The 21,745-nt window shown below is 55.7% G+C and carries 13 protein-coding genes (1 of these 13 only partly in view); 7 read left to right on the top strand and 6 right to left on the bottom strand.

The features are described 5' to 3' along the window. From OEU85_RS18535 to OEU85_RS18505, 7 genes are all read left to right on the top strand, one after another. Nucleotides 1-1,198, top strand: partial view of a M23 family metallopeptidase gene (locus OEU85_RS18535; RefSeq protein ID WP_262693024.1) — the 3' portion only. The gene continues 266 nt to the left of window position 1, outside the view; only the last 1,198 of its 1,464 coding nucleotides appear in the window; its start codon lies beyond the left edge, outside the window; it ends in the stop codon at nt 1,196-1,198. A gap of 115 nt (nt 1,199-1,313) precedes the next feature. Further along, nucleotides 1,314-1,967 carry a type VI secretion protein gene (locus OEU85_RS18530; RefSeq protein ID WP_262693023.1) on the top strand — a complete coding sequence of 218 codons (654 nt, stop codon included), beginning with the start codon at nt 1,314-1,316 and terminating at the stop codon, nt 1,965-1,967. Nucleotides 1,968-2,322: 355 nt separating this feature from the next. Continuing rightward, a complete protein-coding gene (locus tag OEU85_RS18525) occupies nt 2,323-5,136 on the top strand; it encodes a TonB-dependent receptor plug domain-containing protein (protein WP_262693022.1) in 2,814 nt (937 codons plus the stop codon). A gap of 79 nt (nt 5,137-5,215) precedes the next feature. Then, entirely contained in the window at nt 5,216-6,526 is a 1,311-nt protein-coding gene (locus OEU85_RS18520) for a 2OG-Fe(II) oxygenase (RefSeq protein WP_262693021.1), read from the top strand. 269 nt (nt 6,527-6,795) lie between these two features. After that, complete coding sequence (locus OEU85_RS18515; RefSeq protein WP_262693020.1) at nt 6,796-9,603, top strand: TonB-dependent receptor plug domain-containing protein; 2,808 nt, start codon at nt 6,796-6,798, stop codon at nt 9,601-9,603. Nucleotides 9,604-9,743: 140 nt separating this feature from the next. Continuing rightward, nucleotides 9,744-11,315, top strand: a complete 1,572-nt coding sequence (locus OEU85_RS18510; protein WP_262693019.1) for a tetratricopeptide repeat-containing sulfotransferase family protein — start codon at nt 9,744-9,746, stop codon at nt 11,313-11,315. Next, the gene (locus tag OEU85_RS18505) at nt 11,308-12,981 is read left to right on the top strand and encodes a tetratricopeptide repeat-containing sulfotransferase family protein (RefSeq protein WP_262693018.1); all 1,674 of its coding nucleotides are present in this window, start codon (nt 11,308-11,310) and stop codon (nt 12,979-12,981) included. The genes OEU85_RS18510 and OEU85_RS18505 overlap by 8 nt, the downstream gene beginning before the upstream one ends. On the opposite strand, the gene OEU85_RS18500 is transcribed toward OEU85_RS18505, so the two are convergent. From OEU85_RS18500 to prfA, 6 genes are all read right to left on the bottom strand, one after another. Continuing rightward, nucleotides 12,978-14,792 carry a tetratricopeptide repeat protein gene (locus OEU85_RS18500; protein ID WP_262693017.1) on the bottom strand — a complete coding sequence of 605 codons (1,815 nt, stop codon included), beginning with the start codon at nt 14,790-14,792 and terminating at the stop codon, nt 12,978-12,980. The genes OEU85_RS18505 and OEU85_RS18500 overlap by 4 nt on opposite strands. An 87-nt stretch (nt 14,793-14,879) precedes the next feature. Further along, complete coding sequence (locus tag OEU85_RS18495; protein ID WP_262693016.1) at nt 14,880-15,926, bottom strand: hypothetical protein; 1,047 nt, start codon at nt 15,924-15,926, stop codon at nt 14,880-14,882. A gap of 136 nt (nt 15,927-16,062) precedes the next feature. Continuing rightward, nucleotides 16,063-18,660, bottom strand: coding sequence for an ATP-dependent chaperone ClpB (clpB, locus tag OEU85_RS18490; protein WP_262693015.1), 2,598 nt, complete (start codon nt 18,658-18,660; stop codon nt 16,063-16,065). A gap of 197 nt (nt 18,661-18,857) precedes the next feature. After that, on the bottom strand, nt 18,858-19,601 hold the full coding sequence (locus OEU85_RS18485) for a DUF4167 domain-containing protein (protein ID WP_262693014.1): 744 nt from the start codon (nt 19,599-19,601) through the stop codon (nt 18,858-18,860). A gap of 178 nt (nt 19,602-19,779) precedes the next feature. Further along, entirely contained in the window at nt 19,780-20,661 is an 882-nt protein-coding gene (gene prmC, locus OEU85_RS18480) for a peptide chain release factor N(5)-glutamine methyltransferase (RefSeq protein ID WP_262693013.1), read from the bottom strand. Further along, nucleotides 20,658-21,743 carry a peptide chain release factor 1 gene (prfA, locus tag OEU85_RS18475; protein ID WP_262693012.1) on the bottom strand — a complete coding sequence of 362 codons (1,086 nt, stop codon included), beginning with the start codon at nt 21,741-21,743 and terminating at the stop codon, nt 20,658-20,660. The genes prmC and prfA overlap by 4 nt, the downstream gene beginning before the upstream one ends. Between the last annotated feature and the right edge of the window lie 2 nt (nt 21,744-21,745).

Raw genomic sequence — 21,745 nt, 5'->3', positions numbered from 1 at the left:
GGAGGACATAGCTGAAACCGCGCCCGCCATGCCCGTTGAGAAACGATATAGCCTGAAGCGGAACGAAACACTGATCGGCCTGCTGCTACGCGCTGAGCTGTCGTCCGCGACTGCACACAGCATTGTTGCCGAACTGCGCGGCGTCACAAACCTGCGCCGCCTGCAGCGGGGTCAGGACGTACGAATTAAGATAACCCCGGACGGTGAGGTTACTGCTCTACGCATGCGTGACAGCTTTGACGCCGAAGCTGTGGTCACTGCAACTGAGAATGGCTTCAAAGCCACCCGCGAACCGATATCCACCATTTCCCTCACCCGATTGGTGGAAGGCGAGATAACGGACAGCCTGTATTTGTCCGCGCAGCGCGAAGGCTTGCCAACCGCCGTGATCGTGGAACTCATTCGCCTGATGAGCTTTGATGTGGATTTCGAGCGCGAAATCAGGACCGGTGATAAATTCCAGGTTTATTTCGAGCGTAAGTATGCCCCTGATTTCGGCGACATGCAGGAAGGCCAGCTTTTGCAAGCGCGCCTGACCATGCAAAAACGGGAGCTGGAAGCCAATTATTTTGTCGATGCCAATGGCGAGAGCGACTATTTCGACGGCAAGGGACACAGCACCCGCAAGGCATTGATGAAAACACCACTGGACGTCACGGTGGTAACCTCCAGCTACGGGCGCCGGAAACATCCGGTACTCGGCTATACCCGCATGCACAAGGGTGTCGACTTCCGGGCGCGTACCGGCACACCCATCATGGCCGCCGGTGATGGCGTTGTTGAGCGCGCCAGTCGTTATGGCTCCTACGGGAATTATATCCGCATTCGCCATAATGGTACTTATAAGACCGCCTATGCGCACCTCAGCAAGTACGGCAAAGGCATCAAGGCGGGGGCACGGGTCAGGCAGGGGCAGATTATCGGCTACGCCGGCGCGACGGGCCGCGTCAGCGCAGCGCATCTTCACTATGAAGTGCTGATGAACGGCAACCAGACCAACCCGCTGACACTGGACCTGCCAACAGGCCGTGAACTTAAGGGCCAAGACCTTGAGGCATATGCTGCCTCGCGTACCAGGTTACTGGCAGACATTGCCCAGATCCAGACCCAGCGCTCACTGATTTTGACGGCCGGCAGCGCTGGCGGCGGGCAGGCAAGCGCGGAAAACGTGACTGATGTGCAGGGCACTGACCGCTAAACGCCGCTCATTCATCTGCCGCTCATCTTCGCGAGACAATGATGTGCGGCGACAATACAATGCGTCGCACGACGCTATATACACGACGCTATATATATGTGAGAGGGAACACGGAATGAAACTGGGGCACCTGAGCTTTGGGCTCGCACTGACGGGGCTGGCGGCCATGCCCATAGCGGCAGACGACGCACAGAGCAACCTGCAAGCTTTCAAGGCTTGTGCGGAAATCGCCAGCAATACCGAGCGGCTTGCCTGTTTCGACAAGGCTGCATCTGTCTTTGATTTTGAGCGCGCAACCGCAAGACTGAAAGAAGCCGACAAGCTGAAAGCCGAGACAGAGCGATTAAAAGCTGTTGCTGCAACCGAACGGGCTGAAGCTGAACGCCTGAGGGTTGCCGCCGACAAGGAAGCCAAACGGTTACGCGCCGAAGCAGAACGGGAAAAGGCTGAAAAGGAAGCCGTGATTGCCGCTGAAGAGCAGCGCCAGGCTGACCTCGCCGCCCTCGCCCTTGAAGAATTTGGCCAGCGTGGCGCGACTGACGGTGGCTTCAACACCATCCACAGCAGCATCGTCGCGACCAAACGTTCCGCGATTGGTGACCTGTACATCAAACTCGAGAATGGTCATATCTGGCAAAATGTTGACGATTCCAAACCTGGCCGCATCAAACCAGGGATGGCGGTACGTATCCACGAAACGGATATTGGTGGCCTATTCATGACAGTTGATGAAACGGGCAAAACCTTCCGTGTGAAACGCGTCAACTAATCAATACCCAAAGACCCTCGAAAAGGCGTGGCTGTCGGCTGCGCCTTTTTTATAGTCGACATGAACGGAAAGCCCCGAATCTGCGCCGCAGCATGCCTTATCCTTGGCATTCCCACAACTACCCCATCCCATGTCCTCCAGCACCGCTACCCAACAAAACATTAAACCTAAGAAGTAAAATTATAAACTATATAAATAATCTATAACTTTTTGATGTGTTTCATTTAGCACAGTTTCAATAATTGATGGTTATATAACTGTATTAAAAACGTAAAGACTTGTTTCATTATATCTTATTCTAGTCCGTCATTGACTCCTCTTTAGGACCAACAGTTCTCACTGGGAGGAGAATAGAATGACTTACAATAAGGGTAGGACCTTTAAAGCTGGCCTTCTCGGCAGTACCGCATCGGTGCTTGCTGCGATGGCTCTCACGACCTCGGTTGCTTATGCGCAGGATAGCCAGAATGCCGATGCCGAATTCGAAGAAGTGGTGGTAACCGGTTCCCGCATTCCGCGGAAAGACCTGATTGCCAACAGCCCAGTCAACGTGATCTCAGCGGAAGAGATCAACGTTGGTGCTTTCGTGGAAGTAGACCGTGTTCTTGACGGCTTACCACAAACCGCATCAAGCAACGGCCCAACCACCAACAACCCTGGCAATGGACAGGCAAACGTAAACCTTCGCAACCTCGGCACAGCCCGCACTCTTGTGCTGCTGAACGGCCGTCGCATGGTTGGCACTGGTGCCAACGGCGTGGTTGACCTGAACAATATCCCTCCTGCACTTATCAAGCAGGTCGAAGTTGTTACGGGAGGGGCCTCGGCAGTGTATGGTTCCGACGCCATGGCCGGTGTGGTCAACTTCATCCTCAAGGACGATTTTGAAGGCGTTCAGGTGAACGGCCAATATGGTCTGAGCCAGGAGGGCGATTCAGAACGATACAACGTTGACTTCACCCTTGGCGGTAACTTCGCCGACGGTCGTGGTAACGTGGTGATCTACGGCAACTACCTGAAACGCGCCCAAACGCTTGCCGGTGATCGGGACTTTGCAGCGGTACAGCTTGACGAATTTTCCGACGACAATGGCAACCCGATCTTCCTGCCGGGCGGCAGTTCCTCGATCCCGCAGGGTCGATTCAGCGGCTCGGGCGGTTTTAACTTCCTCGTAGACGACAACGGCAACCCGGTCGCCTATGACGGTTCACAGCATGCTTATAACTTCGCACCGGTGAACAACCTGCAGCTACCCCTCGACCGTGTCGCCGTCACAGCAATTGGTAACTATCAGTTGACTGATGGCATCAACATGTTTGCAGAGATGAGTTACACCAATAACCGCATCGAAGCGCAGCTTGCAGCGACCCCGTTCTCGGAAGCAAATGTCGATATCGACCTGCGCAACCCGTACATGTCACAATCACTGCGGAATCTGTTTGCGACCCGCGACGATGATGGCGATAACATCGTACAATTGACGATCAACCGCCGCATGCTGGAAGCAGGCCCCCGTCTGAACATCGACAACAACAAGATGCACCGCTACGTGGTGGGCTTCAACGGCGACCTGTCAAACGGTATGAACTGGGAAGTCTTTTATAACTACGGCAAGGCTGAGCAGACCCAACGTCAGGATGGTAACATCGTTATCTCGCGCTTCAAGGCGGGCCTGCTTGTTGACCCCGATGATCCGACACAGTGTCTGAACCCTGTCAATGGTTGTGTTGTCATCAATCCGTTTGGTGAAGGCAACATGACTGAGGAAATGATCAATTACCTCAAGATTGCTGCAACCAATGTAACGATGGTATCGCAGCAGCAGGTTGGCGCCACCATCGCAGGCAGCATCATGGAACTGCCTGCCGGTGATCTGGGCTTCGCAGCTGGTGTTGAATACCGCAAGGAACGGGCTGAAACCCAGCCAGATACCTTCCTCGCCACCGGTGATGTCGATGGCTTCAATGCCGGCCTGCCTACCAAAGGCGATTACGACGTCAAGGAAATCTACCTTGAAACCGTTGTGCCAATCCTCTCCGGTGTTGCTGGCGCGCAGTACCTTGGGATTGAGGCAGGTGTACGCTTCTCCGACTATTCCACAGCCGGCGGCGTCACAAGCTACAAGATCGGTGGTGAATGGCGGCCAATCGATGACCTGAAATTCCGCGGTCTGTACCAGCGTGCGGTTCGGGCACCAAACGTCAACGAACTGTTCCTCGGGGCATCCAACAGCTTCCCGGGCGCGACTGATTTCTGTAACGCGACATCTACACGCACAGCGGCCGAGCGGGCATTCTGCCTACAACTGGGCGTGCCTGCGGATCAGATCGACACGTTCCAGCAACAGGACGCCCAGATCGAGGTCCTGCTTGGCGGTAACCCCGATCTCTTTGAAGAGACATCAACCACATGGTCGGTGGGTGCGGTCCTGACGCCGGAAGCTGTTCCGGGCCTTACCGTCACAGCCGATTACTACAGCATCATTGTCGACGACGCGATTGCAACATTCGGTGGCGGCCTTCAATCCACCATGGATGCCTGTCAGGCGGCCCTTGATATCAACGATCCGTTCTGTCAGGTACTGACCACACGCCGCACTGATGGCCAGTTGGAGAAGGTGCCACTGTTTAACCAGAACATTGCGAAGTTCACGGCAAAAGGGGTCGACTTCTCCGTCGCCTACAACTTTGATGCACTGGGTGGCAACTTCGACATCAAGATGCTTGGCACCCGCTTCCTTGAGGCAATCACCCAAGGCAGCCCGATTGTCGACGAACAAGACTGTGTAGGCCTGATCGGTGTGCGGACGGTTTGTGGTCGTGCCAACCCCGAGTGGGCATTCACCACACGCCTGACCTATACGATTGAGGACTTCTCGGCATCGATTCGCCACCGTTACATTGACAGCGTGACGGACGAACGTGTCGCCTTCGGCACACGTGATGCTGCGGATACGCTCGTGCCGGTTATCCCGTCGGTGAACTATTTCGACCTTGGCCTGCGTTACAGGCTGAGCGAGAATATCGCACTGTTTACCAACGTCGATAACCTCTTTGACAAGAAGGCTCCGATCTTCGGTCGCGGCGTCGCCGGACAGCTGAACACCGACGCCGGCACCTACGATGTGGTGGGACGTCGCTTCACCTTCGGCTTCCGCGCCAACTTCTAAAGGCGTATAGTTCAACACACATGTACGCCGGGCCTATGGCCCGGCGTATTTCTCTCCGCGACACAACAGGGTCATGGATATGCAGCCAACCCACCATGTCACCGATACCGTTACCGGGATGCCTACGCAGGATGGCAACCCCGCGACCATGTTCGACTTCGCATTGACGTGCGAGGCCAGCGGCGACACCGTTAATGCTCTTGTATGGACTCGTCGGGCGGTGGAAAAAGGGTTTGCACCTGCCACGCTCCAGCTGGCTGTATGGACGGTAACTGGTACATATGTTGAAAGAGACGCCGTGCAAGGTGCGCGGCATATCTTGGATATCGCCCGACAGGGAGACCTTCAGGCCTGCCGCCTTATGGTCAACCTCTGTGCCTCTGGTACGGGGATCGAGCAGAGCTGGGAAAAAGCAACAAGCTGGCTGTGCCGTGCCGCAAAAGCTGGCGACGCAGCCGCGCTTTTGCAACTAGGCGTCCTGCTTCGTCCTCTCCCCCGCCTCCTTATCCTTCGCCGCACCTTATTATACGCAGCAGCTTGCGGTGGCCTACCCACTGCCAAATACCTGCTTGGCCAGGATCTATGCGCCGATCATGACCCCACCATCAAGGCACAGGGGGCCGGATGGATTGTAGCGGCCGCAGAAGACGGCAATCTGCTCGCGGCCTCCGCGGCTGAAGGCCTGAAAGGCCAGAAAATGCGGCGCCCGACAGCGCCGGAGCTTGCGGCCCGCATCCCCTGGGCCGAATTGAAGCGGCTGGTGGCACTGCCTCACCTAGCCCCCATGCCCGCGCCGACAATCATCAATCAGTTCCCACAGGTTGCTGTCCGACAGGGTTTCCTGCCCGCTCCGTTATGTGACTATATGATTACCGCAGGCCTTGCCCACCTTGGCGCCGCAACCGTGCACGACGCAGATGCGGGCGAAACAGTTGACAATACGCGCACCAACAGCTTCGCGAACTTTCGTCTGCTTGAGGCAGACCTCATCACCTTATCCGTGAATGCCCGAATCATGAACGCCATGGGCCACCTGCACGATCACGGTGACCCGCTGTCGCTGCTGCAATATAAAACGGGACAATCCTACGCCCCGCATTTCGACTTTTTCGACCCAGCCTTTCCTGCTCACCGGCCTCATCTGGAAAAAGGCGGACAACGTGTGAAGACAGGGTTGCTATATCTGAATGACGGTTATAGCGGCGGTGCCACCTGCTTCCATCATGCCGGGCTGGCCCACGTCGGCGAAAGAGGCTCATTTCTGGAATTTTCCAACGTGAATCAGCACGGGGAACCGGACCGCGCGACCCTGCATTCCGGCGAGCCGCCCAAGAATGGGATCAAGTGGATATTGTCGAAATGGGCGCGTGAGGCACCTCAGCCACTATAGGCCCTTTCCCCTTCCTACCTGACCATCGGTTTAGATGGCCCAAAGCCAGATATACGGCCAAAAACAGCCGATTATTTGCCAAGCTAATCTATCGTTTATATCTGTGGCGCAAATAACACACCCTTCGTTTAATACATTAGCTCACCCATGCTGAACGTTAAACTTTTGTGTCGCCCGAGGACAGAATCTGGCTAGACCTTATGTGCGGTTAAAATTTTCCGCGAATTCCGAGTGCTTGGAAAGCAATAATAGAGAAGAGGAAACGCAGAGTGTCTAAGGAACTCAAGAAACTGCGTCGTACTGCCCTGATGGGCAGCGCCGCTACCCTCCTCGCCAGCTTCGCGCTAGGTGCAGGTGTAACGGGTGCGTCCGCACAAGACGCGGATACCGAAGAATTCGACCTTGAAGAGGTCGTCGTTACCGGTTCCCGTATCGTACGTAAGGACTTCACCAGTGCCAGCCCGATCTCCGTGACATCGAGCGCCGACATTCAACTGTCGGGCTTCACACGGGTCGAGGACATGATGAACAGCTTGCCGCAGATCGAAGCTGCGCAAACAGCTTACATCTCCAACGGTGCCTCCGGTACTGCAACGCTTGACCTTCGCGGCATGGGTACTGTTCGTACTCTCGTGCTCGTAAATGGTCGTCGCCTGCAGCCTGGTGGCCTCAGCAACGCGCCTGACATCAACCAGATCCCTGCATCGCTCGTTGAGCGTGCTGAAGTGATCACCGGTGGTGCTTCGGCGACATACGGTGCTGACGCTGTTGCCGGCGTTGTTAACTTCGTGATGAAAGACGATTTCGAAGGTATCGAAATCAGCGCTGGCATCTCCGGTTTCCAGCACAACAACAACAACGACTACATCCAAGGTCTGATGGATGCGAAAAACTTCGAATACCCATCGGGTTCGAACGGCATCGACGGCGTTTCTTACAACGTTGACGTGACCATGGGTGGCGAGTTTGCTGACGGCAACGGTCACGCAACTGTATACGCTACATGGCGTAAGGTTGAAGAGTTCCTGCAAGCAGACCGTGACTATTCGTCATGTGCTCTGAGCGCCTCAGGCACGTCTTGTGGTGGTTCTGGTAACGCCGAAATTCCTAACTTCTACCTCGGCGCGCCTGACGACATGGACTTCGCTAACCGTTGGACGCTTGATTCGAACAGCAACTTTGTTGACGGTGCTTCGAACGTATACAACTACGCCCCGGTTAACCACTTCATGCGCCCTGACGAGCGTTGGACATTTGGTGCGTTCATTGATTACGAGATCAACGAACACGCTCGTCCATACATGGAAGTTAGCTTCATGCGCGACCGCACCGACGCTCAGATCGCTGAGTCCGGTACGTTCTTCGCCGAGCAGTACAACCTGCCATACGAATCCGGCCTCCTGAATGATGCTCAGCGTCAGTGGCTCACCGACCAATACGGTATCGGCCCAGGCGAGCAGTTTGGCGTTTACATTGGTAAGCGTAACGTAGAAGGCGGCCCACGTGCGAACCTCATCAGCCACAATGCATTCCGCATCGTAACTGGTGTTAAAGGCGACATCACGGACACTTGGTCCTATGATGCTTCGTTCCAGTATGGTTCGACCACATTCGTATCCAACTACGTAAATGACTTCTTCGCGCCGAACATTCGTACGGCTCTCGAAAACGAAGAATATGATGTATTCCAGTACCAAGGCGTAACTGCTGAGCAGGCTGGTGGCCTGACCGGTGTTGCTGTTCTTGAAGGTATCACCAAAGAATACATCGCCAACGCTTACGTAACGGGCGACCTCGGTTTCACCGTGCCTAGCGCGGAAGACTCTGTACAGGCGGTTCTGGGTGTTGAATACCGCAAAGAAGTATTCGACTCTAACTCCGATACCGTATTCTCCGAAGGTCAGCTTCTCGGCCAAGGCGGCGCGACACCATCTGTTGAAGGTTCTTACAATGTGAAAGAAATCTTCGGCGAGTTGATCGTTCCACTGCCTGCAACCTTTGAGCTTGAGCTTGGTGGTCGTTACTCTGACTACAACACTTCCGGCAGCACCGAGACTTACAAAGTTGCGCTGTCCTGGAACCCAATCGACGAAATCAAATTCGTTGGTAGCTACAACCGCGCTGTTCGTGCTGCGAACGTGAACGAGCTGTTCTCGCCGCAGAGCCGTGGTCTGTGGGGCGGTGTTGACCCATGTGCGGGTGATACTCCTGAGCTGACTGCTGCACAGTGTGCGAACACTGGCGTATCCGCTGCTCAGTACGGTAGCATCTCGCTCAGCCCAGCTAGCCAGTACAACGCACTGTACGGTGGTAACCCAACCATCAATCCTGAGAAAGCTGACTCTTGGACGTTTGGTGTAATTGCCAACCCAACGGCTGGCCTTCAAATGCGCGTTGACTTCTGGGACATCCAGCTTGAAGACGCCATTGCGAACATCGATCCAGAAATCGCTGTTCGTCAGTGTGGTCTCACTGGTGCAACCGAGTTCTGTAGCCTGATCAACCGTGGTAACGGTGGCAGCCTGTGGCTCGGTAACGCTGGTTACGTTGTTGGTACGCTCATCAACACCGGTGGTCAGCACCTGCAAGGTATCGACGTTGCAGCTGACTACACCACTGATGTTGGCGTAGGTACTGTGTCGGCTAAAGTCTCGGGCACATACATGCTCAAGAAAGAAGTTGACCCAGTTGGCGGCCTTGAGAACGACGAGTATGATTGCGTAGACGACTATACATCTAACGGCTGTTTCGCTCAGCCAGTATGGCGTCACACAATGACCGTTAACTTCACGCCTGACAGCTGGTGGAGCGTTTCCGCCAAGTGGCGTTACTTCGGTAGCGTAGGCGGTCTCGGCGACGGTTCGGTTGACGATCATATCGCAGCCCAGTCCTACTTCGACCTCAAAGCTTCGTTTGACGTGAACGAGCATGTTGGCTTCCTCGTTGGTGTGAACAACATCTTCGACAAAGAGCCTCCGCTCGTAGGTGGTAACTTCTCCACCAACGCCAACACGTTTGCTGGTTACTACGACACACTGGGTCGTTACCTGCACGCAAACGTACAGGTTGCCTTCTAATCCTGAGGGTACAGTCTTTTTGGAAAGGCGGGCTTCGGCCCGCCTTTTTTTAATCTTTTGTTCGCGTTTTTTACGCCCTAAACTAGGGCCAAGAATAACGGTGTGGAAAATACGCCGCGCCACAATACAGGGACGAAACCATGGATGCGCTTCAGCTAATTCGCCAAGGCCTGCAGCTTCTCGCCGACAAACAACCGGAAAAAGCGGAAGGCATCAGCAAAGCTTTGCTTGCGCAGTTCCCCGACTTGCCACCCGTTTGCTATTTTGCCTGTGAGGTCGCGCTGTATCGGGGAAGCTTTACCGAGGCACTGAAGTATATCAGCCGCGCGATCGAACTGGATAGTGGCGCGCCTGCACTGCATCTGAAAAAGGCCCAGGTCGAACTCATGCTACGTCAGGGCATGCAGGCACAGGAAAGTGCTAAAGCAGCTGCCGCGCTAAAGCCTGAAGACGCCGGTGTCCAATTTCAGGCCGGCCAGATTTTTATGCGCGCCGACAACCCGACCGGCGCTGAAGGCTATCTTACCAAAGCAAAATCCATGGGCTTGGATAGTCCGCATTTTCTCTTTGAGCTCGCTAAAAATCGTTATTATTGCGGTGACATGACGGGCGCGGAAGACGCTGTATCACGCTTCCTCGCAAAAGCGCCCGGGCACGGGGAGGCGCTAATGTTACGCGCTAAACTGAAAAAACAGACACCGGCCGACAACCATACAACAGTGCTGCAGGCGGTCCTCGGCCAAAAAACGGTCTGGAAGGATGAAGTTGGCGCCTCCTATGCGCTCGCCAAGGAACAGGAAGATCTTGGCAATTACGAAGAAGCCTTTGCGGCGCTGAAACGGGGGGCGGACGTTCAACGCGCTCATTTGCGCTATGATGTTGGCTCCGAAGTCCAGAATATGACCGATATCACCACCACCTTCACCAAGCAGGCATATGACAGCATGGCCGCAGGTGCCACCGTCGATGCGCCGATCTTTATCGTCGGCATGCCGCGCACAGGCACCACGCTCGTGGAGCGGATCCTCGGCAACCACGCCGATGTCACCTCCGGCGGCGAACTGAATGACTTTTCTCTCGCAATGCGCGCGGTTATCAACACTCATATTGTGCAGAACCCGGATAAGGGCCTGAATCCGCTCAGCGCCGCGCTGGAAGCTGACTACACCCGTATGGGTGAACTGTATCTGCAGAATGTCCACGGCATGATAGGCAAGGCCGGCCGTTTCACCGACAAGCTACCGTTCAACTTTCTCTATTGCGGGCTTATCAAAAAAGCACTGCCTAATGCCAAGATCATCCATCTTGTACGCAACCCGATGGACACGTGCTTCGCAGTTTATAAAACATTATTTAACCAAGCCTATTTCTTCTCCTACGACATGTCGGAACTCGCTGAGTATTACATCGCGTATCATAAGCTGATGACGCACTGGTCCGCGCTACTGCCAGACGACATTCTGGATGTCTCTTACGAGAAACTGGTCACGTCGCCAAAGAGCGAAGGCAAACGCATCGCCGAGCACTGTGGCTTTGCGTGGTCGAACGACTTGGCCGCTGTTGAGAAGTCGGCCACCGCTTCATCGACGGCGAGTGCCGCACAGATCCGCGAGCCGATTTACACCAGCTCGGTTGAAAACTGGCGCAATTACGAAAACCACCTCGGCCCGCTGCATGACAAACTTGAAGCCGCTGGCCTGATCGGTGACTAAGATCGGCGACCATACCGCTGGTGAGCAATTTGCTCGCGCTGTCCAATACGCCCAAGCCGGGGACAGGAAAAACGCCATCGCCATGCTTGAGGCACTGATTGATACGGATGCCCCTCAGATACAGGTGATGAGCGCCCTTATCCGCCTGAACCTCGACGAACGCAGGTTTGTCGCCGCAGCGGACCATATGATGGCGCTGGCACCTCACGTATCTGGCCCTGCCCAGTTGCTTGCAGACGCCGCCGACATATATGGACGCGCGGAAGCTTTCGAGAAGGCAGATGCAGCCTTCACTAAGCTGCACAAAACGCTCCCTGGCTATGCCACGGGGTATTTCAACCATGGCTTCATGCTGCGTAGTGCCCACCGTTTTAACGATGCGCTTAAAGCCTATGACAAAGCGCTGGAATTAGGCATCGACGGGCCGGAGGAAGTCTGGCTCAACAAGGCGGTGATCTATAGCGATCACCTGCGGCAGGATGATGAGGCCGAGCAGTGCCTGCAAGAAGCACTCCGGGCCAACCCGGCGTATGTCGCAGCACTTCTCAATTACGCCAACCTGCTTGAAGAACGGTCCAATCGCGATGGCGCCGCACACCTCTATCGTCGCGTGGTTGAAATAGCGCCGGATAACGCCATAGCCTTGGCCCGCCTTTTGAACCTGAGCACAGCGCAAAAGATCGACCCCGCCCTTTTGGCAGGTGCTACCAAGTTCGCAAAGGCAAAGAACACGCCACCACGCGAGGCCTCCAGCCTCTATTTTGCGCTTGGTAAAACCCACGACTCACAGGCTCAATACGAAACAGCCTTTGCCTGTTATAAGGCTGCCAATGAACTCGCCTCTAGCATCGCGAAGCCATACGACCAGAAGGCGGCCGACACCACTTTCGCCGCCATACGCGATTGCTTCACCGAAGACTGGTTCAAGGGCATTCAGCCCGTCTCCGACGCCTCACCGACCTTCATTTGTGGTATGTTCCGCTCTGGTTCGACCCTGACAGAGCAGGTCCTGGCCGCCCATCCGGATGCCACCCCCGGGGGCGAACTGGAATATTTTGTCTCGCTGGCGGGCCGCACACTCGCACCGTTTCCGGCTGGCATCCAGGGGAAAACCACCCCAGACCTGAAGCAAATGGCCGATGCCTATACCACCCTGCTGAAGGACCGTTTTGGCGAGCATGGATTGATCACCGACAAACGTCCCGACAACTTCCTCTATATCGGGCTAATCAAAACTCTCTTCCCGAATGCGCGCTTCATTCATACAACCCGTCACCCACTGGACAACTGCTTGTCGGTTTATTTTCTGGAGCTCGCGGACAGCATGGCCTATGCACGCGACCTTCTTGATATCGGCCGCTATTATGTACAGCAGCACACCTTGATGGCGCACTGGAAATCCCTGTTCCCCGAAGACATCTTCGAGATGAACTATGATGACTTCGTCAAGAATCCGCCTGAGCGTGCATCAGCGCTCCTGCAGTTTCTCGGCCTGCCATGGCACGAGGGCTGCCTTGAATTTCATAAGCTGAAAAACACGGTCAAGACCGTCAGCTACTGGCAAGTGCGCGAGCCGCTCTACACACATTCAAGCGGGCGGCACAAACATTATGAAAAGCAGCTTGCACCGTTACGCTCCTACCTTGTGAACGCCGGGTTGCTCTAGGGTTTTGGCACCACGTCGAAAGCTACGGTCATCCGTGGCTCATTTGATGAAAATGGTATGGTGCCATGCCACATATAGGACGGGAACAACACCAATCGCCCGACCTCTGGCTTCACGATACGACCGGGGGCGAGCTCAATGCCCATCTCCATGGTTGGTACACCAAACTGGATATGCCCCGCGGTCCCGCTGCCGGCCTTCACTTCTTCAGGTAAAGCGATATAAAGCGCGGAACTTAACCACCCTTCAGGATGAAAATGGTTGGTATGATATCCTTGGCTTTTCAGGCGCACAGACCAGGCGCCACTGAAGTCAAAACCCTCGCCCCGGCGGCCCCAGAAGGGGTGCGCAGGGTCATCAGGAAAGCCTGAAATCACTTCCTTCACCGCCTTTTTGATCTGCGCATAAAGCTCCTGCACCACCGGATTTTTCAAACGGAACAGGAAGCCATTTGTCTGTGTCCCACCCCGCAACGTCTGGTCCAGCGGATGAGATTGCATTCGGTGCAGGGCATCGAGCTCTTGCTGGGCCGCGTTAAAAAAAGCAGCTCGGCTTTCATAGCCATCCGGGGCGGCGACGTCGATCGGGTTCACCATGCGCTCAAAATCAAACAGCCAATGCGCCCGTTCATCTCCCATCAGTTGCCAGGCAGTGCCGCGAAAGGTCCAGGCTTTCTGGTTGCCAGGATCATTTGCCAATATGTCCGCACACAGCTTTTCCGCCTTCTCAGGATCACCCGCCTTCATCAAGTGGGCGGCATAATTCAGCTTTGGCGGGGCACTGTCAGGATCTGCCCGCAACAGCTCTTCAAACACTGCCGTGGCTTCTTCAACCTTTTCGGTGCGTGACAACGCGACAGCTTCCGCGAGGCTGAGACGCGGAGCATGGATATTGAAGCGGTACGCTTCCGACAGACCTTTGAGAATGTCCTCAAACCGGCCTTCGTGGCTGAGGAGGTCAAAATATGCGCCCCAAAGGGAGATATTACTTGCTTGTTTTGGGATCGCTTGCTTGAGGGCTGCCAGATGGTCCTCGCCCGGCATAGCTTCCCAGCAAAACTTGGCACGTACATAATGCAACGCACCACTATCTGGCACCGCCTTTACGGCATCGTCCAGCACCGTAACCGCCTTGGTAATATCGGCGTTTTCATAATAGGCTTCGGCAAGATTTTGAAACATATCCGGGTCGCGAAGCCCAAGGCTACGCGCTTTTTCATAAGCTTCTGCCGCGTCTGTAAACTCGGCACTCCTGCGCAACAACGCACCCAGCACATTCCAAAGCCGCGCATTATTCGGCTCCCGCTTCAAGGCACCTTCCAGTGCCTTTTTCGCGGCTTTCATTTCTCCGGCGTGTTGATGAACACTGGCAAAAAGCTCTGCAGTTTGTGCAGTTTGCCCCGCTAGCGCCTCGAATTTTCTTGCTGCAGCTAGCGCGCCGTCATGGTCTCCAACGTCAGATAAGATCAACGCCAGATTATGCCATCCAGTGGCGAAGGCGGGTTCGATTTCAACCGCTTTTTTATAGGACAATACCGCGTCGTCCGCGCGGTCAATGTCAGAAAGCATATTGGCTAAATTGGCATATACAGCGGCTTGGTGCGGTGCAGCCTTAAGGCTTTCGCGGAAATAATATTCAGCGCGGGTATGATCTCCGCGCTGCTTCGCCGCCATGGCCAACAGGTGCAGGACGTCAGGATGCCCCGGCGTCGACATATTAAGCTGATTGAGCAACTTTTCAGCGGGCTCAAGCAGCCCCTGCTGAAGTTGACTGGCTGCCTGTTGAATATAGGCCGACGTCGTTGCTGTCATTCTGCTACATCTCCCGAAACCGTCCAGCCGTTTTAGACCAGAAGGCGGGCTCGGTCCAGCCTGTGAGAGAATGTACGGTATGGGCAGTCAGCGTTTTTCAGGTGCATCGTAGAAGCGCTTTTTCTGTCGGCTGGTTACAAATTTGCTGGCATCGTCAACGGCCTTGCGCAAGGCAAAGTCACCCACCGGTTTTACAAGGCAATAAACGAGGCCCTGGTCGGTTTTTACTACCGTATCCTCAGCACCCTCTCGTGGCTCAAGAAGAAGAACACAGGCGGCGTCTTCCTCACCATCCTGAACATATTTGACGAGGTCTATGCCAAGCCCGCCCTCCACATGCTCATTGAGCACCAGCACATCAACACGGTCTTTTCTCAAAACCGCCAAAGCGTCTCCGAAGGTTTCTACCCGGCGAAAACTATAGAGGCCCTCAAGCATTTTGGCAGAGCCTTCAAATGAATTACGGTCCACCACCGCCAACACACTTGCAACCGACGCCTTGCGCGCAGCGTAGGCGGCTTCACCGCCGATGGCAACGTTGCTGCGCCTGACCGGTTGGCCGTTAACCGTTACGTCCGCCCCCATCGCGTCAAGCATCGCCCAACTTGCCCGCCCGATCCCGTCAAGGTCGATGGCCTTGCCGAGTGTCAGATAGTCCTGCGCAATGATACGTTCGATCAGATCGGAGCCCGCGGCCAATGCATCCAGTGTGTCATGTTCCACAAAAGTCGCCGACATGCCCACCAGCACGATGCGGCGGCCGATCGTGTCCCGCGCCGGCAGCAACAGCCATTCCACGTCCTTGTGCCGATGGCCAAACCAGAAGCGCGAATACCGGTCAAGCCCGACATGCTGATCAAAACAGACGGCGGCGCTTTCAAGCTGCAGCACCTTGAAATTCTCCGAATAGCAAAACGCCATGGACTGCCCGAGTATGTCGGCACCCAATGCCTTCAGGATTTCATCACCACAATAATCATAAAAGATATCACCCGCTTCGCGTACGATAACCACGCCGCGGTCATGGAATTTGAGTGAGGCTTCATCAAAGAACGCCTGCAAATCAGGTAACTTGCCCGATGCATAACGAGCTTGCCAGAATTCGAATAGCTGTTTGCAAAGCTTATGTCGCATATGCAGCCTTATTGCGGTGAGCGAAGTCCACTATGGGCTGTGGGGCGGAGGTGTGTCAATTCTGAACAGGGATAAAAATTCTGTAGGAAACGAAAGGGGCTACAGCAGATTCGTGCTGTCCCCTTTCGTTTTTTCCTTAGGCTACTGCGGACGTGTCCGCTTGCGGTACGATGACTAGCGCACCGTCCTTCAGGTCCACTTGAACTGCGCTGCCGGGCTTCACGGCGCCGCGCAGTATCTTATCAGCAAGGGGGTCCTGTACATATTTCTGTACCGTTCTCTTGAGCGGCCGTGCGCCGTAGACCGGGTCGTAACCAGCGTTTGCGAGCCAGTCCCGGGCTCCGTCGCCTAACTTCAGGGTGATCTTGCGGTCGGTCAGCAACTTCTGCAGACGCGCAACCTGAATATCGACGATGCCAGCCATATGGGCCCGCGCCAACCGGTGGAACAGAATGATCTCATCCAGCCGGTTGATAAACTCGGGCCGGAAAGAACTCTTGACCACATCCATCACCTCGTTACGCACCTTTTCAACTGGATCATCTTCTCCCAGCTCGGCAATAAGGTGCGAACCAAGATTAGATGTCAGGATGATCATGGTGTTGGTGAAATCAACCGTCCGGCCCTGCCCGTCGGTCAGGCGGCCGTCATCCAGCACCTGCAATAGCACGTTGAAGACATCCGGATGCGCTTTCTCTACCTCGTCAAACAGCACCACCTGATAGGGGCGTCGACGCACAGCCTCCGTGAGTACACCACCTTCCTCGTACCCGACGTAACCCGGCGGCGCTCCAATGAGCCGCGCGACGGAGTGTTTCTCCATGAACTCGGACATATCAATGCGCACCAACGCGGTGTCGTCATTGAACAGGAAAGCCGCCAAGGCCTTTGTCAGTTCCGTTTTACCAACACCCGTCGGCCCGAGGAACAGGAAGCTGCCCAGCGGACGGTTCGGATCCTGCAAGCCCGCCCGGGCGCGCCGTACAGATGCGGAAACCGCTTCAAGCGCCTCAGTCTGGCCAATCACCCGTTTGCCAAGTTCATCTTCCATACGCAGGAGCTTGTCACGCTCACCTTCCAGCATTTTTTCAACCGGCACACCGGTCCAGCGTGCAACAACACCCGCGATGTCCTGATCTGTCACTTCTTCGCGCAGCAAACCCTCACCACCTTCATTCGCGGCATTTTCAAGGCGTTGTTCGAGCTGAGGGATTTCCCCGTGCTGCAGTTGCCCTGCACGTCCATAATCACCGCGGCGCTGCGCTTGTTCCAGTTCAATCCTCGCCTGATCGAGCTTCTCTTTGAGTTGCTTCTCACCCGCGATCTTGTCCTTTTCAGACTGCCAGCGCGCCGTCAATTCAGCCGAGCGTTGCTCAAAATCCGCCAGTTCCTTCTGGAGGTCCTTGAGACGGGCTTTGGCACCCTCGTCTTTTTCCTTTTTCATTGCCTCGCGCTCAATCTTGAGCTGGATGATCTTGCGGTCAAGCTCGTCGATTTCTTCGGGCTTGGATTCCGTTTCCATGCGCAGGCGTGATGCCGCTTCGTCCATTAGGTCAATAGCCTTGTCCGGGAGGAAGCGGTCCGTGATATAGCGCTTCGACAGAGCCGCCGCGGCAACCAGCGCGCCGTCGGTGATGCGCACACCGTGGTGCAACTCGTATTTTTCCTTGAGGCCCCGCAGGATCGAAATGGTGTCTTCCACCGTGGGTTCCTGCACCAGCACAGGCTGGAACCGACGCTCAAGCGCAGCGTCCTTCTCGACATATTTTTTATATTCGTTAAGCGTGGTCGCCCCAATACAGTGCAACTCTCCGCGCGCAAGGGCTGGCTTAAGAAGATTAGAGGCGTCCATCGCGCCATCGGTCTTGCCCGCACCCACAAGTGTATGCATCTCGTCGATGAACAGGATGATATCGCCCTCACCGTGCGAGACTTCCTGAAGTACGCCCTTGAGGCGTTCTTCGAATTCACCACGATATTTGGCACCCGCAATCAGTGCCCCCATATCAAGGGCCATGATACGTTTTTGCTTCAGGCTGTCCGGCACGTCACCGTTGGCAATCCGAAGCGCAAGTCCCTCCGCGATCGCCGTTTTACCAACACCTGGTTCCCCGATCAACACAGGGTTGTTTTTGGTGCGGCGCGACAGCACCTGGATGGTGCGGCGGATTTCTTCATCCCGACCAATCACCGGATCAAGCTTGCCTGCGCGTGCCCGTTCCGTGAGATCCTGCGAAAATCGCTTCAGCGCATCATAGGCATCTTCGGCCGACGCTGTGTCAGCGGTCCGCCCTTTCCGAATGTCGTTGATTGCCTTATTGAGGCCATCGGGTGTAACGCCCGCCTGCATAAGGATTTTGCCGCCTTCGCATTTCGCCGTCAGCAAAAACGCGAGCAACAAACGTTCAGCTGTGACGTATTTGTCGCTCGCCTTGCTTGCGACTTCCTCGGCTTTGGCAAACAGCTGGGCTGTAAGTGGGTCCAGATGCAACTGCCCGGCACCCGCGCCTTCCACTTTTGGCAGTTTGCCAAGCGCCTCCTCAACGCCCTCACGCGCATGTGTCGGGCGCCCGCCAGCGGCACGAATAAGGTTTGCAGCCAAGCCTTCCGCGTCGTCGAGTAGTACCTTGAGAATATGTTCAGGTGTGAAGCGCTGGTGCCCTTCGCGGAGCGCGAGGCCCTGGGCGCTTTGGATAAAACCGCGAGTGCGGTCAGTATAGTTTTCAATATTCATGTGTCATCAACCCCATGATTATGATCGCCCTTCCCATGAAGCAGCAACCGGATATACGCATTACTCGCCTGCGCCTTCTTTGAAGCACGCTCGGCATAAAATATGTGGGGATGATATCAGACGCTGGCAAGAGCAGCACACAAAAAAGGCCGCCTAAAAGCAGCCTTTCCCGTGAACATATTGTCGCGCTAAGCCACCTAGGCCGCAGCGTTATCCTCAGGTGAGGAGGCCTCAGTAGGTGCTTCACCTTCGCCTTCCACCTTTTTCGCACGCGGTGTACGCTTGCGCGGTGTCGCTGGTGCCGCACGGCGCCGTTTGGGCTTCTCAACCGCTTCACCCTCTACTGCTGGGGAAACCGTACCATCGAGATCAAGCTCCGGATGAACCTCTACCGGCTGCTCGGCGTTACCTGGATCAGTCACTTGTGCGTCACCATCACGAGGGCGGCGACCGCCGCGACCGCGACGCTGCTGCTGACGACCTTCGCCCTCATCGCTACGCTCATTGCGGCTCGCGCTGTTTTCATCGCCATCATCATCGCGACCATTGCCGTTACCACGACCCCGGCCACGATTGTTGCTACGCCGGTTGCCATTGTCGCCACGCGTGTTCTGCTGCCGACCGCCGTCTTGGCCGCCATCAAGGTTGCCGTCGATCTCATTACCGTCTTCGTCATAATCGACCTGGGGGCTTGGGCCACGCACGTCGTTCAGGACACGCTGGTAATGGTCCGCGAACTGATAATAATATTCAGCCAAAACACGGTCACCGGCCTGCTTGGCCTCCCGTGCCTGGTTTTTGTATTTTTCTAGAAGCTGCTTGGGGTTACCGCGAACCTTCGGTTCATTGCGTGAGTTCCCTGGGCCGCCTGGCTTCCCCCCGCCTTTACGAGACGGTGAGCGACCGCGCTGTTTGTTGCGCGCGTTTTGTGCTTGTTTCATTCGAAATCAATACCAACAGTGATCAGAAATCATGGTTAAAGACAGGCACCGCCTGCCGTAGTTCCGACATCGAAATTCGACCTTTTTCGGAATTAGCTCCGCGAAACTGGCCTTCGCCGCAGTTATAATCATCGGGGAGCTAAGCTCACCCTAACGGGCTTTTGGCGCTATTCCAAGACTAAATCACCGGAATCTGAACTTTTTTGCCTGACACCACACGTACAATACCCGCGAGGTCGGTATAAGAGCGCACTTTGGCGAAGCCCGCGCGCTCAAACATCGCCATCACATCGTCAGCCTGCCCCACGCCAACTTCTACAGCAAGAAGCCCGCCATCAGCGAGGAAGGTCGGTGCGTCACGTGTAATCAGTCGATAGGGATCAAGGCCGTCGGCACCGCCATCAAGGGCTGACATTGGCTCAAAATCGCGCACATCCGTCATCAAATCAGAAATATCCCCAGCGGGGATATAGGGCGGGTTCGAAACGACCGCGTGAAAGCCGCCTTCAGGCGCCATGATCTCACTGAACCAGTCGCTCATGGTAAAACGCGCCCGCGTCGCCAGACCAAGCCTGTCCGCATTCTGCCGCGCAAGCGAAACGGCCCCTTCGCTAACATCAGAGCCCACGCCCGTGGCATCGGGAAGCTCGCTCAACAGGCTCAGCAGAATGCAGCCGGTGCCTGTGCCCAAGTCCAGAATTTTCGATGCGTGGCCACCCTTCAACGATGCAAGTGCGGCTTCAACCAGCGTTTCGGTATCCGCCCGCGGAATCAGCGTGTCCATGCCTACGGTAAACTCAAGGCCCCAGAATTCCTGCACGCCAATGATATATGCCACAGGCTCACCCGCGAGGCGCCTTGCCTGCATACCGGCAAGGGTCGCCAGCGCTTTTACATCAAGCACATGATCGCGGTCAGAATAAACACGCAGCGGCGGCCAGCCAAGTGCGTGTGAGAGCAGGATTTCAGCGTCAAGCCGGGCACATGGGTTGCCCGTGGCTTCAAACGCAGCTTGCATACCAACAAGCCGCGCAAAAGCCGTGATCGCACTATCACTCAAAAGCCAGCTTCCATAGCAGAAAGCTTCGCCGCCTGATCTTCGGAGATGAGCGCATCAATCACCTCCGACAGGCCTTCACCGGCCAGAACCTGATCCAGCTTGTGTAATGTCAGGCCAATGCGGTGATCCGTGACCCGGCCCTGCGGGAAGTTATAGGTGCGGATGCGTTCAGAGCGGTCGCCAGAGCCCACCTGCGCTTTACGGTCGGACGCGCGTTCGCTCGCCGCTTTCTCGCGCTCAAGGTCATAAAGCCGCGCGCGCAGGATTTTCATCGCCTTGTCGCGGTTTTTATGCTGCGACTTTTCTGACTGCACCACCATGATGCCTGTTGGCAGGTGGGTGATGCGCACCGCACTGTCGGTCGTGTTCACATGCTGCCCACCGGAACCCGATGCCCGCATCGTGTCGATACGGATATCCTCGGTTTTGATGTCGATATCCACTTCTTCCGCTTCTGGCAGCACCGCCACAGTTGCGGCGCTGGTGTGGATACGGCCACCCGATTCTGTTACCGGTACGCGTTGCACCCTGTGGACACCAGATTCGAACTTGAGCTTGGCGAACACGCCCTTGCCTGTAACGTTGGCCATAACTTCCTTAAAGCCGCCAACTTCCGCCGGCGACGCAGAGATCATCTCCATCTTCCAGCCTTGGCTTTCAGCATATTTTTCGTACATGCGGTAAAGATCGCCACCGAAAAGCGCCGCCTCATCCCCGCCGGTACCGGCCCGAATTTCAAGAATGGCCGAGCGTTCGTCGGCCGCATCCTTGGGCAGCAGTTTGATCGACAGTGCATGCTCCATTTCAGGGAGGCGTTCCTTGAGCTCATACAGCTCGTCCTGCGCCAGGTCACGCATTTCCGCATCATCGCCTGACGCGGCCATTTCCTTAAGATCTTCAAGCTCGTCGCGCGCGGCCCTCAACTCGTTGACCGTCTCTATAACAGGGCCAAGGTCAGCATACTCGCGGCTCAGCTTGACGAATTCCTCGTTGGAGAATTCATCCGGCGTGCCCAGCGCATGACCAAGATAGTCATAGCGGTCAAGCAACTGTTGCAGTCGTTCTTCGGAAACTGTTGCCATGC

The organism is Kordiimonas aestuarii, assembly GCF_025574465.1.
Lineage (GTDB): Bacteria > Pseudomonadota > Alphaproteobacteria > Sphingomonadales > Kordiimonadaceae > Kordiimonas > Kordiimonas aestuarii.
Note: the sequence above shows the minus strand (reverse complement) of the source record. Positions and strands in the feature narration are given on the sequence as shown.